Source organism: Acinetobacter pittii ATCC 19004 = CIP 70.29 (genome assembly GCF_000369045.1).
GTDB lineage: Bacteria > Pseudomonadota > Gammaproteobacteria > Pseudomonadales > Moraxellaceae > Acinetobacter > Acinetobacter pittii.
On sequence record NZ_KB849786.1, the window covers coordinates 1,154,743 to 1,171,004 of the forward strand.

The following is a 16,262-nucleotide window of genomic DNA, read 5'->3' on the forward strand; positions in this document are numbered from 1 at the left end:
TCAACAACTTGGCTCTTAGCATCAGTTAATCGATAAATTGCATACGGACTTCGCAAGTCAATTCGAAGATATAAAAAGCCATCATGAGTAGCTGTTACAACAGCCTCACCAGCAACAATGACATTTGACCCAGTTGATACGTATGAATTTAAATTTGAAATGAAATTTAAGTTTTCATCTAGCTGGTTAATATACGCAATTGTTTCAGCAGATCCTGACCCCATACGTGCATTTAATTGAATTACATCCCCAGCTTTAACTGGAGCAAATGCAGCATATACAATCCCATAAGATGAGGCAGTAAGAACTTGTCCATCAGGTTTCATAATCCGGTCAGGAAAGATAAAACATTCATCGATAATATTTAATTTACCAGTCGCATTCAGTGCGTCACGTAATTCACGAACTTCTTCAGCTGTAGCAAAACGCTTAAAGCTTTTGTTATTGAGTTGACGATTTTTCGGTAATAGTTCAATTTTATAGTCATCAACACCTATGGTATAAAAAACACGTACATACATGAAACCATCTTGTGTTGCAGTACCAACCACAGTTCCTGTATATCGTGTCCGGTTTTCTGACCACCCCACGAAATCAACAAGATTCTTATTGGCATCAGTTTGACCCAAATGAGGCACAGGATCAGTTGATGTTGCGTTCCCAAGTTTCCCAGTCAATCGCACTACATCACCTGCTTTAACAGGGATATAGAATGCAAGCCAGTTGTTTGAATAAGCAATAGAATGATCAGGATTTATTACGAAATAACCAGCTGGTCTGTATTTATGAGTAACATCCTGTTCATTATTCAATAATACAGCATCAATATCTTCTTTAACTGCATAACCATTTGATTGAGCAGTTAAAAGGATTTTTGCAGGACCAGCATCTTTGCGATGACGCATATAAATAAAGCCATCGTGAGTTGCAGTTGCAATACGGGTATATGGTTTAACAGTACCGACAGATGCCAAATTAAATAAAGAACCAATGAAAGTCTTATTTGCATCAAACTGTAGTAGTAAACCCTGTAGCTCCGTACCGCCCGAGCCGTACCAACCCGAAACGTCAACCACATCACCAGCTTTAACTGGAATAAAGAAAGCATCCCAAGCTGTTGCCGTTGTACTTTCAACAGAGCCATTATAGTTATAAACAAGCCCGTTGATTTTTTCGACGGAATCCGTCACATCTTGAGGCAAACCTTTACCCAGATTAAAAGATAGAGTAGTTACGAATCCATCAGCTGCATCTTTTTTTGATTCAACTAATTCAATTGCATTTTGATTTGCAACTGCTAGTAAATCTGTACCTTTTTTATACTCCGTACCAGTCCATGTATATGTACCAACTTTTGTTGAATCTTGATCAGCATTCACACGGACAGAAACATTAGGCTTTGAAGGTGTATAAGCAAGCATTTCTGCATAACTATTAAATGAAGCTTCAAAACCACTCTGAGCTAGAGTCGTTTTAAACTCAACCTCATCAATACGTTCATTCTGTGCATCATCACGCAACTGACTCGCTTGTGCTACTGATAAAACAGTATCTGGTGTTGCAAAATCTTCCTCATTTTTTAATGCAGCAGAACCCAATCCAGCTTTAACAAGATCAGACACTTGCTCTAATGGAGCTTTCTTTGTTTCACCATCTTGAACCACTGGCAACACATCAAAGAGGGAAACACTTGAAGTTTGTTCAAGCTCACTAATCGGAGTGCCAGGTACTTCAATAACGATTGTTTGTTGAGCCATACTTTACTCCGGTTCAATCAAAGCGCCACCTTCAGTCTGAAGCGCAGAACCGCTTTCAGTTTGAAGAGCAGCTTGTGTTTGAACATCTTCGACTGCAAGAGCAACAGCTTGCACGCTAACTGTACGATTAGTTTTCACAGCAGCTGTAATCATTCGCCCAGCTTGAGAGTTAGCTCCAAACTTGGCATCAGCATCTGCTTTGTCATAGACATCAACAGGCTTAAACTGCTCAGACAATACGTCCAGCGTCACAAATAAAACTCGCTGATCGTTTAGGGGTAAACCCGTCCGCTGAGTATTGATATTGACGCTGGTGTATACGTCTGGAACTTTAATATTTGCAGAAATAGACATAGCTTAATTTTCCTGAAACTCAACACGATCCGAGGCATCAACAATGCCGTCGTCTGGTTGAAAGTAATAATCGACTTGAATACCCAGCAGATCTTCAACAGTCTCAGCTTCTTCACGGTCTCTGTCAGAGGCCGTGATGGTGTATTGGGTATGAAATTCTTGGGAAAGCACGCTCACAGATTGTTTGCGTGTTGTTGTATTAAAAATTGTTCTGGTTCGGCCCAGCTCTAATGGGTCTAAACCTTTTACTTTGACACTTGATAAATCATTGCCAATAAGCAAGTTTTGAACGAGGCTTAACATCTTAAAGGTTCCGATGTCACGACCACCGCCTAAGCGTTGAGCTTCTTCGTTGCGGACTGAACGAGCACCAACCAAAACAACTAAATTAACGGGATAAACAGTTTTGTTCGCACTAATTTTGCGAGGTGCACCTGATCCTTGGAAAGTCACCCAGATCGCAGGGAATGTATCGATAAAAGCTAAAGTTTCATCATCGAATTCACCACCATAGGTTTTGATTTCACGAACCCACGGCCACACCTTAGTTTCAATCTGCTTTGCCATGACATCTTTCATGCCTTGCACAACAATACCGAGATCAAGATTTACCATCCACGACCTCCAAAATCATTGCGTCCGACTTGAAACATCACATTGTTAGATGATGTTTTAACAGGCTCAGAATCACCCGCTGGGGCGTTACCAAGACTGACGTTACCTTTTGCGATCTCCTTTAGGGTTTTAATCGCATCGTCATAACGTGTACGGATAGGATCATTCTCAGAAAATGCTCCAGTACAGGCATGGTATCGAGCCATGTCACATGCAATGGATTCCAAAAATGGCGGAACTGTTTGCAACGGCAGCTTATAGCGACTAACAAGATAGCCCTCAATTTGAGAGTTAGCGTGCTGTAAAGCCTTATTCAGCTTGTCGTAATTAATGACATCCTGATATGGAGCTTCATTATCAGTAAGCTGAATAAGTTCACGCTCACCGAACTTTTCAATCATCGCGTCTGCCGTTGCATACATTTCATATCACCTTATGCTTGAGCGCCAGTTGATCCATAGGCCAGTTGCCAGAAGCCATAACCTGAGTTACCACGTGCTTCAGCACCAAAGTAATAAACACCTTCCATAAAGACGTTATTACTGTCTGGGCTTGTTGATCGTACTAACTGAGCGGCTTTACGTTTTTGATAAATGAAAGGCTTGACTGGTTTAGTGGTATCCAATAAAAACCATTGATTTGAGTCCTTAATACGGCCTGAAACAACAATTTTGGCAGTGCCACGATATGGATTTTCACTTCCATCACCCAATTTTTCATTGTTAATTAGGCGTTTTGCTTCTGCTTCTAGTGCTGGTGGAACAAGTAAAATATTAGGTACAACACCTAACGATTCCCCAGTTTCATCGACATATTCCAGCATTGATCGACGGGCAGCTCCGTATGAAGCATCAGCTGCCGCAGCAGTAGCCGCAGATAGTTTTTTGGTGCCTTTGTTGCTAACAGTTTCTTTACCAACTTTATGGCTAGTAGAGAAGAAAGGTTGTCCATCAAAGCATTTATTTTGAAATGCGCCATTTACAGCTTGATAAACCAGTTGATCAGGATGTTTTTTTGCACTTACACCTACTGAATCAGCTTGAATGGTTAAACCAGCAATTTGGTTGTCTTCAATGTCGTCACGAGAAATTTCAATAGTTGCTTCATAAGGAACGTTCTTGATGACGTAATCATATTTTTCTAACTTGTTGATATTCTTTTTACCAACCCAAGGCTTCATTTGTGGAATTGCGCCAAGCCATTTATAGTTTTCATAGGCTGCTGCACTTGGGACTTCCATAGCAATTTCTTGCCATTCAGTTTGAGTTGCGGCAAATGCCTTATTAAAAACCGTTTTGATACCTAGAAACATGGCATCTAAAGTCGCACCGTTTACATTCATTCTACCCATACTCCATTGTCTTCGATTCCAACCACACGACCTGCTTTTGATAAAGCGCCAGCGTTATCAGTTGCAGCAACAGTTTCAGCATCTTCGATAAAGCAATCTTTGCCGAAACTTGCTTGGGTCACAGGGTCTGTCGAACTATTTTCAAAAAAGAAAGCATTGTGTGAGCGCACTAAAACCTGCACATCACCATCAGCACCGCCAGTGTTATCAATTGCTTCTTCAGCACGTCCCAGATAGGTCAAACCCGCACCAGCTTTACCTTCAGTTGCAAAACCAGTTGCATCTGTGACAACAATAAAACCTGCACGAATTACCGTATTTGCTTTAACTAATACGGGGAATAAACCAAGCTCACGACGGGGTGTCTGACGATCACGTCCATTTTGCAAAATACTGCTCATTTATTTTTCCTCTGGTTGAATGCCCATCAGGTTAAAAACCTGCAAAGCTTCAGGTGTATGCTGATTTTTTGGCGTATCTTTTCCACCACCAAAATTATTCGTTGACTCAGTTTGACGTTGAGACAATGCTGCAATTTTTGGCAAGCTTTCAATATGGGCTTTGACAAAGTCAGGATTTGTTTTTGCCTGTTCCTTTATCCAGTTGATTGTTGTTACACCAGTTAGACGCCCATCACTACATGCAGCAGTAATAAGATCTTCCATTTCTTTGGCTTTATTAGCTGCTTCAGCTGCACCAGCCTGATTTACAGCTTCTTGATATACAGCCATAGGAACATATTGAGTCGGATCAACAACTGCTTGATTATTTGCAGCTGTCTTTACTTCAATCGCTTTGGTAAAAGCTGCATCCAGTGTTTGCTCACCAGAAACAGTAGTTCCGAATGCAGTATCGAATTTGCCAAAAGCAGTATTTGCAGCAGCAATAGCTTCCTGCTCAGTTGCTGTTTCAGGCAAACCGATTTTTTTAAGCATGAGCTTTAGAAACTCATTCATTGTTGAATCCTCACGGTTTTGAGACAAAAAATCCTGTGCCGCTGCTGCAAGTTTTGCAGGCGGTAGAGAGTCAATATTTGGAGTGTTAGTTAGTGCAACGTTAATGAGACCATGAACATCCCCAGTTGCGTCGTATAAAATGAAGGGTGAAAGGTATTTATATTCTTCAGCTTCAATATAATCTTGGGCTTTTTTAGTCCATGACCAATTGTTAGAACATAGACCTACGCCATCCACATATTCAAAGCCACCAGCTCGCAGCCAACCTGAAGCTGGAGCTTCTTTGCCTTCTTGTTTTGCAGCAATAATTGAATGCTCATAATCAACCAGCATATCAATAGTTCGAGTGTTGAGTTGAGCTGCTAATGCACGACCATTTTCTGGTGTTAAACGCCAGTAAGGTGCATCAAATGGGCGTCCATCAATGCCTTTAAAAATTCCTTCTGGAATAAGCACCAACTTATCAGCAGATAACTTAATGTCGAAAGCGCAAAGGGCTACGAGTAATTTGTTCATAACATCGACTTTTAAAACGATGATATGAGATTAGAATGTGGGGAGAAAAAAGATCAGGCGGAAACACTTCCGCCCAGTTTTAGAAATTAAATATTTGATGCCAGTAATGGTCTACATCATCAAAAACGGCAAGCTCTGCCTCATGTTGTAAATTGCCAGCACTATCCATTGGTAGAAATGGTCTGGCAGGAATATCACCCCAAGGAAGAGGCCCATTTCTTGAAGACTTACCATATTGACCTTGCTTAGCCCCAAAATGCTGTGTTGGCGCTTTGGGGTCATTTGTCCCAATCTCAACTTCATTGTCTGAAACACGTGTGGTAATGCTGCGACGCAACTGACCAGATTGAAATAGCATTTTCCCTGACTTACGACGGGCCAAGGTGACTAGGCTTAAGCCAGCCCATGCTGGACGGCCTTCAGAATCAAAATTGTCATCAGTAACTGTCAAAAAACTATTGGCAATAGCATGACCAAGTGGTGTTGTATCTTGCATCGCTTCAGCAACGCGAGTGAGCCTTGTCCTTAATTCTCTATTGCCTAGTTCTATAGTCATTGAATTAGCTCCAGTCCTTCAGATTGCCAGTCTTTTTTACGTACAATCTTAGATACTACAAAACTTCCCGTAGGTTCATTCACTGCAAACTGAACCACATCTTTTTCAAGAACATAAAACAATAGCTTTTCTTGAGCATCCCAAAAGACTTGCTCAGCTTCAGTAAGCAACTGAGGCAACGCCATCAATCGACTAACCGCTATATCTGAATATTCTTTATTGACAATAACGGTGTCACTCATGAATAGAAGTTTCGATTCAAGCGAAACCCCTTGTTGTGTAAGTACTTGGACTTCCTTGGCTTGAAGTGCACCAATAATACTGATTTCATTTTTAGGCTCAGTTAAACGTAAGGCATTCTGGATAAATTTTTCATGAATTTTTGTGCGTGCACTGTTATTCAATAGTTCCTGAGTTTGCTTCAAGCCTTTAGACATACCCATTAAATCCGTTGCTCGTTGTGCCATAACATTTTCAATTAAATAGCTTGTTGCTGGTGATCCATTAAAGCCAGCTGCGGGAGCAAATGTCAGTGTGCCGTCTTTAGTTGGGATATTGAATTGAGTCCGTTTTGCAATCACATCAGCGCCAGTATTACGATCAATACCGACTTTTTCATTAATTGTGCTGGCATGACCTTTACCACTTAATATTTCTTTACCTTCAACCTCACGTCTGGATCGGGCAATAATACGGCATTTGCAACCCCATTCTGAAGGTGGATAAGCTACCGACCAAAATGGATCGTCATAACTAAAAATCTTTCCATTTAAGGCAACATGTTGCTTGCGTGGGTTACTAATTGAGATATGACGCCATTCCCAATATGGTCGAGTTTCTGCACCTGCAAGCATGGCTCTATAACGACCAGCTGCAAAAGCAGATTGCATGTTTGTATCGTAAATTGTTCGTAACCGACGTGGGCTGCCAAGTTGTACTTCCTGTTCACGGCCTTCAGGGTTAACAACAATTTTCTTTCCCCACCAACCTTTGTCCTGAAGCGTAGGTGTAATACTAGCTTTCCACTGCTCAAGCGACTGGCCTTGCTGCATCGCTGTAATTAAGGACTGGCGAATATCTTGGAGCAGATCCATACGTGCAACTTTTGCCACGGTAAATGCTTTGCTGTGTGCATTATCTAGTGTTTCATGCCAGTCCCAACCAATCTTGAAGCCTTTCTTTTCTAAATAAGAAATTGCATCTTCAGGGGGCAATGTAAACAGAGCGTTCAGCTCTGGCCGTTGTGCTGTAGGCATTAGGTTTGCTCCGCTTGAACACTCAGACGGCCCAATACTTCACTTGCAAATATTAGGCGTGTCAGTTTTTCCTGTAATGCTGGTTCGTCATCGGCTGGATACACGTCTTGTAGAAGTGCAAGAATCTCTTCTTCATTGCCTGACTGAATTTTTGACAATAGTTGCTTGGTCCACGACTCAACTGTGTCTTGGGCAATATTGGTTTGATCCTTTAGCAACAATTGCAATGCTTGCTCTTCAATAGGGAGCTGTGCTGAATTGGCAGCAATGATGCCACCCAACAATTGTGGCTGGTAGGTGTTCATTGCCAAATTAGGCACAGGCCCATTTTGAATTGTTAGGATTGGTTCTTTGTCATCGGCAGGTTGTGGAATACCAAGTCTTTCATGAGGCCATGACACAGGGATTCTCATGCCAACACGTACCAATTTTTCAAGAGAATTACCAAATACCTCCATGTCTTCAGTGTCAGATGTATCAAAGAAAAAGCTCGGATAACGCTCAGCTGTAACATTTGGATAATTCAGCCGCATCAAAGGGCTGATAAGGTAATCCGTTAATGATCGTGCTAGTTGTTTGGCATCAGACTTTTTAATTTTTTCAAACTGGATTTCATGTGTATTTGATTGGGCATTGGTACTGGTTTTACCATCTGCCTGAGACAGCAGAGTTCCACCAACAATAATTTTTGAAGCTGTTTTCTCACACCAATCAATGAGTGACATATGATTCTTTGTGTCACCATCGGCTGCCGATTCAAAATCCAAACTCATACCCGCTGGAATAATGCCTCCAGCATTACGACCAATCGACATTACTGCACGCAGCAAAGTCATTTTTTCCTGATCGGTTGCCCCTGAAGGATATTTACCAAGGCGAATAGGCAAGCCATACACTTCGAGAAACTGCATCACGTCACGAATGCCATAATTCTTAAAGATAAACGGCCAGCATAAAATTCGGTGTAAACCTGATCTGGCAATGTATCCCGATTTTGCTTTGTGACGATGAATAAACCACCCAAAGTCCCAAAACTCTGCACCCTCTGGCGAACCATCATTAAGGCGCAGCTCATTTGGTTTATCGAATGGTGTCATGAAATTACGCGCCAGCTGGTGCTCGAAACTTTTTGGTAGCCACAAATTACCAACTTGATGCCATTCGATTTCTTGACAGCTGTAGCCATGACCAACAGCATCCATCGCATCAAACAAAAACATTTCAAAGTCTTGAATGTCCTCAATCCATTCACGAACTTCTTCAGCAATTTTCTTTTCTTGCTCAGATGCATTTTTTGGTGGTTTAACACCCCAGTCCAGACCGTTAATGCCTTTCTTGCGTTTATCCATCTCACTGAAGATATGACCATCACGCTCTTCTATATCAGCAAACAGGTCAGCTTGCGCTTGCAAGTTGCCTTGCTCAGCATCTGTGAGTAAGCGGTACATTTGCTGTGGAGTCATTCCAACCACAGGATGTTCTTGGGCCTGATTAGTCAGCCAAGCGATTTCAGCAGTCTGATTTGTTTCGAGTGCAGCACGATCTTGTTTTTTTGGGGAACGGTCTTTTTTAGCCATGATAGATGCAAATACAATTTGAGGATTCTGCACCATTGTGAAATTTTAGCGGGCTTAAAATCAGGCGGAAATGCTTCCGCCCAATTTCATGCGCTCATTTGCGATTTAAGCGGCTTATTCTGTTTTACGGGTCATTGCAGCAAAATAAAAAATAAATGCCGTAAAGAGCGTTTATAAAGATTTATAAATCTATTTTTTGTACTTACTTCTCAGCATAATAAGAATAACAACGTATTTTCTTCACAATAGGGACAAATAATGTCTGAAATGTTCAATGTACATAAAACACCTGAAATAACAAATGAGCTTTCCTCAGGTGAGTTTGAAACGATCTTCAACATCAATATTTGGAGTCGATATGATGATGACCGTGAATTAGGAGAAATGCTTTGGTTTTGTAAATATTTAGATAAAGCAGGTCTCACTTCATATATCGAAGAATTATTTTATGATTCAAAAGCTGATATATGCTCAATTAAGTTGATTAAGCTTGAAGAAGAAGATATTGCTGAAAGTTATGAAATAGAAGCTATCCGAGTAATTGCTCAACTGACCATTGACCAATTTGAAATTAATGGTTTTGTTGGTCATAAAAACCCATATTTATCCAGCATACTTAAGGTAGTCATTTAAATAGACCTAGCCGAACTAAAACAAGCATCATAATTAGGGGAATTAGTTCCGTGCAGAATCAAACACCAGAAAAAACACCTTTCTATAAATCATGGGTATTTTGGGCAGTAATTTATGGCGTATTAATTTTGGGATATAACTTAGCATTTATTTTCATAGATCCTGAAAATAAAGTTCTTCTGACTTCAAATGAATTAGGTGATTTTTTGGCTGGTGTTTTTGCACCCTTAGCCTTCTTATTTTTATACTTAGGATATAAACAACAAGGCCGAGAACTTCAGCAAAATACACAAGCCTTAAATCTTCAAGCTAAAGAATTACAAAATAGTGTTGTACAACAAAGAGAACTAGTTCAGGCCACAAAAGAAGAGATAGAGTTAAATAAAAGCGAGATAGAGCATCAGAGAAGAATACAACATATCCAAGCACAACCATTTTTTCATTTTAAAAAATGCTTTATTTCTTATGATGATTCGAAAAAGTGTTTCACATTCATGTTCACTCTGTATAACAGTAGAGCAACTTGCAGAGAACTACTTATGTTACTTTCAGACAAATCTAGTAAGGTTTCTGAAGGCTCACTTTTGCTATATCCACGACTCGACTTAGTAGTTGGGAATAATGAAAAAGATTACATTATTCAGCCCCGTTACTTACCTGATTTTGTCAAACCAAATCATAATGGGGCGATAATACTAGAATTAGGTCTAACATATTTTGATGCTTTTGATAATGAGCAATTTCAAGAAATACAATTTGTATCGTTACCCGAAGAAAAAAATGGAAAAGTTTTAATCCAACGAATTAAAAACGATGATTAATAACATCCAACATCACTAAACCATTCATCATAATTAGGGAGAATTAGTTTCGTGCAAGATTCAATACCGCCAGAACAAAACTCAGCGCCACCTAAAAAGCCTTTTTATAAAGCTTGGGTCTTTTGGGTAGTCTGTTTATATTTATTAATTATTTTTTTATACACACTTAAGTTTTGTTTAGGTGAAGGTGAAAACGTTTTACTCCCTTCAAATGAATTAGGAGATTTTTTAGCTGGTGCTTTTGCTCCCCTAGCTTTTTTATTCTTGATCTTAGGATATAAACAAAACAGCGAGTCTATAAGACTTCAGAATGAGGAACTCAGAGCAAGTACTGAAGCTTTAAAATTACAAGTGGATGAAATGAAGAAGTCAGTTGATCAACAGAAAATAATGGCGCAATTACAACAAGCTGAATTAGAAGATAGACATCATTCAGTTGCGCCAGTGATTACGGTTGATTGGGTAGTAAGTGTTGCAAATGGTAAGTTTAATTTTAGGATTAGTTTTACTAATAAGAGTGAACATCCAGCAAGGTATATTACTGTTAATATTTCCCATCATAAATTAAGCACTTTTGAAGTTTTCCCTAAAGATCACTATCAAGAGATTCTTTCACCTTTTACTTCTGATGAAGAAATTGCCTACAGAGCTAATAAAGAAATAGAACGAGAAATTAGCATTGGATTTGAAAATATTTTAGGTCGTAAATATGAACAAAAATATAAGCTTATAACATTTACTGACCATGGAAAAAAGTACGTAAAAACGAAAAGAATTCTCTAGATACACCCAACGTCACTCAACCAACCATCATAATCATCAGGATTTAACTCCATTTCCTCCTTGGAAGGGAGTGGAGTAAATTCAATTGGTGCACTTGGATTCTTTGATGCATAGTCTGCAAGCAAATGTGCAATAGCACTATCACCATGTCGGTCTTTGTTATTTGAGTTAGATTTACCCATCGCTGGTATACGGGCAACACCATTAACTAAAACAAATGCGCGATGATCTTCCATGACATCTTGATCAGCTGGCATATTCTCAATATCACCATCCTCCAAAGCTGCTTTAAAGTGCGGTGTATGCTCTCGATACCACGATTCAGTAAGCATCACTGCTTCGATCCGATCTCCGTGAAGTACTTGCATCGCTTCAGCTAAGAATCCACCATTACCGCCAGCATCATGTGCACCTTTACTAAAGTTTGGCAGCTTAGCAATGATGAGACGTAGAAATTCTTCTTGTTGTTTGTAGGGGACTTTAAACATCTCAAAAAGAAATGGGATTTTCTTTTTGGTATTTTGCTGTTCAATTAAAGGCCAAAATGAACAAGCATTCTGCTTACGTGCGAAATCTAAACCATAAAAACTATTTAATTTTGGCGGCAATGCTTCCAAAAGTGGCAACAAATGCTCTTCAAAAAATTCCTTTACTTCGGTATTACGAGTTTCTTCACTGACATTATTAAAATCATCCCAACCTTTCGGAGCCTCGAAACGTATAACAGGGACTGAGGCATCTTTTTTACCCTCAAGTAATGAGAGAGGCAACCAACGTCCACCACCTTTACTTGGAATAACATCAAGCTCTTCATCGGCTGCATCGCCATAAAATTTATATGTATCTTCAACCCAAGCTTCTTCTTCAGCTTTGTTGTACTTAATTTTTTTACGCAGGCAAACACGCTTATATAGACCTTGTTCAACAGCTTCACGGAAAGTTGTACGATGAACTGTGCCTTTACGTTTACCAGCTCGGATTTCTTTGATCAGTTCATTAAAAGGATTGTCTTCACCATCATGTGTACTAATGACTCGCACACAACCGCCCCAGATCAATAGTGCAATAGCTGCCTTTAAAAGTTCTGATTGCTGCTCATGGAATCCATATTCATCCAGAACCACTCGACCTTGACGACCACGCAAGTTCGATGGCCGTGAAGTTAAAGCTTCGATACGTTTACCCGACTTAGGGAAGCGAATAGTGAAAGTCTGGATGTGTTTATCACCATCCTCCCAAAGACCTTCTTCAACTTCACTACAGGCAGCATCGAATGCCTTTGCCCACATAGCGCAAGCTTGAATAAACTCAACTGTCATGTCTTTGTTGTAGCCAAGGTAATAACAGTTTTGCCCATTATCACTTGCAGCATCTAATACAGCATCTGCTGCTTCAGCCCAAGTCAGACCGATACGTCGCGATTTTTCTGCTACTTTCAGCGGACTCCTATCAGCAATCCATTCTTGTTGATATGGCAAGAGAACCGCTGGCACATCTTCGTAACCAGCTGAGTTAAGAATCTCACGGGGATCGGTGACTTTTTGCTCGCTCATAATCCAATAATTCCTAGGATTTCTTTCTTAACTTCATCAACAGTATCCTTAGACATGCCGCCTTTTTTGACGATTTTTTCAACTGCTTTGGCAGCAGCTTTAACACGCTCACGGACTTCCGTTTCCCATTTCTTCTGGTTCACTGAGGCTTTTGAAATTTCAGCAATACCTTTACCTGCTTTTGCCATGAGCATGATTCGATCTGCTGGGTCTGCATCAGGGTTTTCTGATTCTTGCAAAGCAATGAGCGCATTAAATAACTCAGTCTGAACTAGTGATAAAACAGCTGAGCTACGCATATCACTATCATCTGGAGCTGCATCAGCAATCATCATTGCTGCTTGTGTACTTGCCTGAACCGCTGCAAGTTTTTGTTCTATTTTCTGACCATAACGATGTACGCTTGACTTACTGACGTTGTAACCGCGCTCTTGCAGGATTTTTGCAATTTCTTCATAGCCACAAAAACCCTGATCCATAAACCGCTTATCAAGCCAAGTTTTATCTTCAGCACTTAGCAGATCAATTGACGACTCTCTTGCCATGTGTCACCTCAGTTCCAGTACTTTTCTGGACGGGCAATCCCAGCTTGGCAATCAATGGTGTACTCAACGATATCAATCCCTAAACGATCAAGCTTTGCATGCCAATGTCCATCAGGCTGCTTTTTAATTTCAACCAGCTTACGTTCTTCTAGATAGTCCAGTTGAACATGTAATTCTTGTGGGGTCGTATCAGCGTATAAGGCACGCATTACATCAAGCAATAATGTATCCAATGCACCAAGTGGACGAGCTTTATCTAAGGCATTCAGTAAATGCCAACGCATACCTTCACGACGGATTTTTTGAAGATCAAAACTCATAGGTTAATTCCTTGCTTAATCTGAACTTTTTCAAGCTTTTCTGCTACAGCATCCAGCTTGGCTTCAATAACGGTTTGACCACGAATATAGTCATCACGGGCAATGTAGCGGAAAGGCATATCAGCTTTAAACTCAAGAAATTTACGCTCAAGCTCACGAACTTCTTCTTGCCCTTTAATTGCCTGACGTGACACTTCCTCAATCTTCTGATTTGTTGATTCGAAGTTTTGCTGAATGTTTTTATTAATCTGGCTGCCCATGATTCTGATCATTCCAGCGACTGCGCTTAACACAGCCGTTAGAACTAAAAACACCTGATATGGTTCAAGCTCAATTGTCATGCATCCTCCTTAGCCGTATCAGATGCAGGTGGCAAAGGCTTGGCACGGTTTTGATCAATAAAACGAGTAAAAAAGCCCAAGACAGCCAAAGTAGCTGTTACATCTTTCTGAGTTGCTAACGGGAGTAATTGAATCAATTCTGGTGGCACGCCATATAATTGAATATATGCAATTAATGCAAAGAACCAGTTCGACAACCACAACCAACCACTACGCCAATTTTCTACAATCCAGCGCTTTTTGAGCTTTACTGCAACACCTTGAATATATTGTGAATCAACAGGTTTATTTTGATTCAACAAACCATTTTGACTTTTGGCTAGCTGACGTCGGAAATTACGCTTCCATTGGCTCATAACATATCCTCCGCAGCATATTTCAAGTTCACCGCTACACGTGCCATCCAGCCTTTGCCGAAGGCATTGAAAGTTGAAATCTTTGTATAGAATTCAATACGCTTGGAGTTGAATAAACTGATTAAAGCAAACTGTGGTTGCTTACGAACAGCTGCTAAAGTTAAAGAACCAACAATGCCATCATCTTCCACACCGACTGCACGTTGTAAAAGTTTTCGAGCATTAAGCAGGCCATGATTAACAGCTGCATCAAAAAGTTGGAAACCAACAGAGAATGGGAAACTGTCACAACTCATTGCATCCCAGTATTGGTTTTTATAAATCTTCTCAACAATATCCATTGGGATATCTTTCATAGAACCCTTATAACCATACTGACGGGCAACGCTTTTTGTAATGCCGTAATTGGTTTCACCACCAGGATCAGAGGGATGATTTACATATCCGCCCTCATGCTGAAGCACTCGATTTAGTGCTGTTTGAAAAGTTTTGTTCACAAAAAAACCCCATCAAATGATGAGGCTATGTTGCTATCTGAACTATTTTTTTATCAGGCGGAAATGCTTCCGCTTGGTTTATTTATTGGCAGGTAAATCAAACATCCCAACTAAAAAAGGTACGGTAGTTGTTCCACCAATTGCATTATTAAAATGCAATCTACCAGTAACCTGACCACAAAATTTCACTCTACTTTCTGCTTCAATATTACCAGATGAACCTATTGCAACAACTCTGTAAACCTTGCCACTATCATCCAAAATCCCAGCTTCATAAAACTTATTTCCTTGCTGACTATTGAACCCATAAATCTCTGTTACTACACCATTTGAACATAAAAGTTTAAGAGCTTCTTCCTGAATATCTTTCATTACTTTGCCGTATGACGTAGTACTAATCTGATTCAACTCATCCCATTTTACATTTCTAGCTGCCATTAAATCAGCAACATATAATGTAACTGGAGGAACTTCATTTACGGCATCACCAACTTCAGATTTTAGCCCAAATACAACTTCACTATATGATCGTGCAAGAGGTTCTTGAGTATCGTGGACAACAGATTGTTCTTCTTTAAAGGTCGTTGATGTCTGCTCAATTGTGGGGGAAGTAACTTTTTTATTAGGAATAAAATAAAGTACTGCACCTATAATACTAATAACAGAAAAAAGACCAACCCATTTTAACCATTCGAAATCCTTATTCATAAATCACCACGAATTCTTAAAATATGTACAATGAGTTCGATACGTTCTTTATAGTAAGCAACCAATTTATCATCTCTTGTTCTAACTTTATTTAACCAAAGCGCTGATGGAAAAACTGATCCAAAAATAACTGCGTAAATCCAATACCAGTCCGTATGTTTTAATACAAACATATTAGGAAGAACCAAGGTAATTATTAAATAAATTGAAATACCAAACCCACATATAGTTATGGCAAAAGGTATAAACCTATTGGAATAAACATCCATTTTCTGTTTCTTGCAATGTTCATGTTCTTTTAGAAGCTCATTTGAACTGACATCCCACAAGGTTTGCGGTTCTTTTTTATTCTGTTTTTTCAACTCTTCAAGAACTTCTAATTCACGCTGGATCCTTAACTGCTCTTGAATATCAAGCTCTCTTTGTCTTTGAATTGCCTGATTTCTTTTTAATTCTTCTTGTTGTTTTTGGATTTCCTGTTGCCGTTTCAAGTCAGCTTCATCATCTAGGGCAAAGATATCACATCCACAATGAACACATTCTCTCGTACGTTTCCAAGTCCAGCCTTCACATTGAGGGCAATCTCTTCCGTTAGGATGATCTTGTGGAGGAGCTTCTTTACCATTTTTAATTAAATACTTATTACCCTGAACTAAATCACCCTTGAGCTTATTGATCTCTGTCACACCTTCTTTACCAACAACATCCCCTAAAATTTTATGGATTTTAATGTTTTTTTCATCATCGCCCATATTTTTCATACCTTA

General features: G+C 39.7%; 20 protein-coding genes and 1 pseudogene. 3 read left to right on the plus strand and 18 right to left on the minus strand.

What is annotated here, in order from left to right:
- The 10 genes and pseudogenes from F928_RS09570 to F928_RS09615 all read right to left on the minus strand — a co-directional run.
- Window positions 1-1,757: pseudogene (locus F928_RS09570) on the minus strand (hypothetical protein); the annotation flags it as partial.
- Window positions 1,758-1,760: 3 nt separating this feature from the next.
- The gene (locus F928_RS09575; RefSeq protein ID WP_005074056.1) at window positions 1,761-2,111 is read right to left on the minus strand and encodes a hypothetical protein; all 351 of its coding nucleotides are present in this window, start codon (window positions 2,109-2,111) and stop codon (window positions 1,761-1,763) included.
- Window positions 2,112-2,114: 3 nt separating this feature from the next.
- Window positions 2,115-2,726, minus strand: coding sequence for a phage protein Gp37 (locus F928_RS09580; RefSeq protein ID WP_005074059.1), 612 nt, complete (start codon window positions 2,724-2,726; stop codon window positions 2,115-2,117).
- Window positions 2,720-3,148: a gp436 family protein gene (locus F928_RS09585; RefSeq protein WP_005074063.1), complete on the minus strand. Its 429-nt coding sequence runs from the start codon at window positions 3,146-3,148 to the stop codon at window positions 2,720-2,722. The genes F928_RS09580 and F928_RS09585 overlap by 7 nt, the downstream gene beginning before the upstream one ends.
- An 11-nt stretch (window positions 3,149-3,159) precedes the next feature.
- Entirely contained in the window at window positions 3,160-4,068 is a 909-nt protein-coding gene (locus F928_RS09590) for a Mu-like prophage major head subunit gpT family protein (protein ID WP_005074065.1), read from the minus strand.
- Window positions 4,065-4,478, minus strand: coding sequence for a hypothetical protein (locus tag F928_RS09595; protein ID WP_005074066.1), 414 nt, complete (start codon window positions 4,476-4,478; stop codon window positions 4,065-4,067). The genes F928_RS09590 and F928_RS09595 overlap by 4 nt, the downstream gene beginning before the upstream one ends.
- Window positions 4,479-5,549, minus strand: coding sequence for a phage protease (locus F928_RS09600; RefSeq protein WP_005074069.1), 1,071 nt, complete (start codon window positions 5,547-5,549; stop codon window positions 4,479-4,481).
- Window positions 5,550-5,628: 79 nt separating this feature from the next.
- On the minus strand, window positions 5,629-6,105 hold the full coding sequence (locus tag F928_RS09605; RefSeq protein ID WP_005074071.1) for a phage virion morphogenesis protein: 477 nt from the start codon (window positions 6,103-6,105) through the stop codon (window positions 5,629-5,631).
- Entirely contained in the window at window positions 6,102-7,361 is a 1,260-nt protein-coding gene (locus F928_RS09610; protein WP_005074073.1) for a phage head morphogenesis protein, read from the minus strand. The genes F928_RS09605 and F928_RS09610 overlap by 4 nt, the downstream gene beginning before the upstream one ends.
- The gene (locus F928_RS09615; RefSeq protein WP_005074075.1) at window positions 7,361-8,974 is read right to left on the minus strand and encodes a DUF935 domain-containing protein; all 1,614 of its coding nucleotides are present in this window, start codon (window positions 8,972-8,974) and stop codon (window positions 7,361-7,363) included. The genes F928_RS09610 and F928_RS09615 overlap by 1 nt, the downstream gene beginning before the upstream one ends.
- Window positions 8,975-9,196: 222 nt before the next feature.
- Between F928_RS09615 and F928_RS09620 the strand changes: the two genes are divergently transcribed.
- Genes F928_RS09620 through F928_RS09630 form a run of 3 tightly spaced genes read left to right on the plus strand, consistent with a single transcriptional unit; the run spans window position 9,197 to window position 11,175 of the window.
- Window positions 9,197-9,571 (plus strand): hypothetical protein, encoded by a 375-nt coding sequence (locus F928_RS09620; protein ID WP_005074077.1) that lies wholly within the window; start codon window positions 9,197-9,199, stop codon window positions 9,569-9,571.
- A 50-nt stretch (window positions 9,572-9,621) separates the two neighbouring features.
- Window positions 9,622-10,392 (plus strand): hypothetical protein, encoded by a 771-nt coding sequence (locus F928_RS09625; protein WP_005074081.1) that lies wholly within the window; start codon window positions 9,622-9,624, stop codon window positions 10,390-10,392.
- Window positions 10,393-10,443: 51 nt separating this feature from the next.
- Window positions 10,444-11,175: a hypothetical protein gene (locus F928_RS09630; RefSeq protein WP_005074082.1), complete on the plus strand. Its 732-nt coding sequence runs from the start codon at window positions 10,444-10,446 to the stop codon at window positions 11,173-11,175.
- On the opposite strand, the gene F928_RS09635 is transcribed toward F928_RS09630, so the two are convergent.
- The 8 genes from F928_RS09635 to F928_RS09670 all read right to left on the minus strand — a co-directional run bounded on the left by F928_RS09635 (window position 11,172) and on the right by F928_RS09670 (window position 16,256).
- Window positions 11,172-12,728, minus strand: coding sequence for a hypothetical protein (locus F928_RS09635; RefSeq protein WP_005074085.1), 1,557 nt, complete (start codon window positions 12,726-12,728; stop codon window positions 11,172-11,174). The two genes, F928_RS09630 and F928_RS09635, sit on opposite strands and share 4 nt — an antisense overlap.
- On the minus strand, window positions 12,725-13,273 hold the full coding sequence (locus tag F928_RS09640; RefSeq protein WP_005074087.1) for a DUF3486 family protein: 549 nt from the start codon (window positions 13,271-13,273) through the stop codon (window positions 12,725-12,727). The genes F928_RS09635 and F928_RS09640 overlap by 4 nt, the downstream gene beginning before the upstream one ends.
- 8 nt (window positions 13,274-13,281) lie before the next feature.
- Window positions 13,282-13,593 carry a hypothetical protein gene (locus F928_RS09645; RefSeq protein WP_000006949.1) on the minus strand — a complete coding sequence of 104 codons (312 nt, stop codon included), beginning with the start codon at window positions 13,591-13,593 and terminating at the stop codon, window positions 13,282-13,284.
- Window positions 13,590-13,934, minus strand: a complete 345-nt coding sequence (locus tag F928_RS09650; protein WP_005074089.1) for a hypothetical protein — start codon at window positions 13,932-13,934, stop codon at window positions 13,590-13,592. The genes F928_RS09645 and F928_RS09650 overlap by 4 nt, the downstream gene beginning before the upstream one ends.
- Window positions 13,931-14,290, minus strand: coding sequence for a DUF7940 domain-containing protein (locus tag F928_RS09655; protein WP_005074091.1), 360 nt, complete (start codon window positions 14,288-14,290; stop codon window positions 13,931-13,933). Before F928_RS09655 ends, F928_RS09650 begins: the two co-directional genes overlap by 4 nt.
- On the minus strand, window positions 14,287-14,787 hold the full coding sequence (locus tag F928_RS09660) for a glycoside hydrolase family 108 protein (RefSeq protein ID WP_005074094.1): 501 nt from the start codon (window positions 14,785-14,787) through the stop codon (window positions 14,287-14,289). Before F928_RS09660 ends, F928_RS09655 begins: the two co-directional genes overlap by 4 nt.
- Before the next feature lie 78 nt (window positions 14,788-14,865).
- Window positions 14,866-15,495, minus strand: coding sequence for a hypothetical protein (locus tag F928_RS09665; protein WP_005074097.1), 630 nt, complete (start codon window positions 15,493-15,495; stop codon window positions 14,866-14,868).
- Window positions 15,492-16,256: a hypothetical protein gene (locus F928_RS09670; RefSeq protein WP_005074098.1), complete on the minus strand. Its 765-nt coding sequence runs from the start codon at window positions 16,254-16,256 to the stop codon at window positions 15,492-15,494. Before F928_RS09670 ends, F928_RS09665 begins: the two co-directional genes overlap by 4 nt.
- Between the last annotated feature and the right edge of the window lie 6 nt (window positions 16,257-16,262).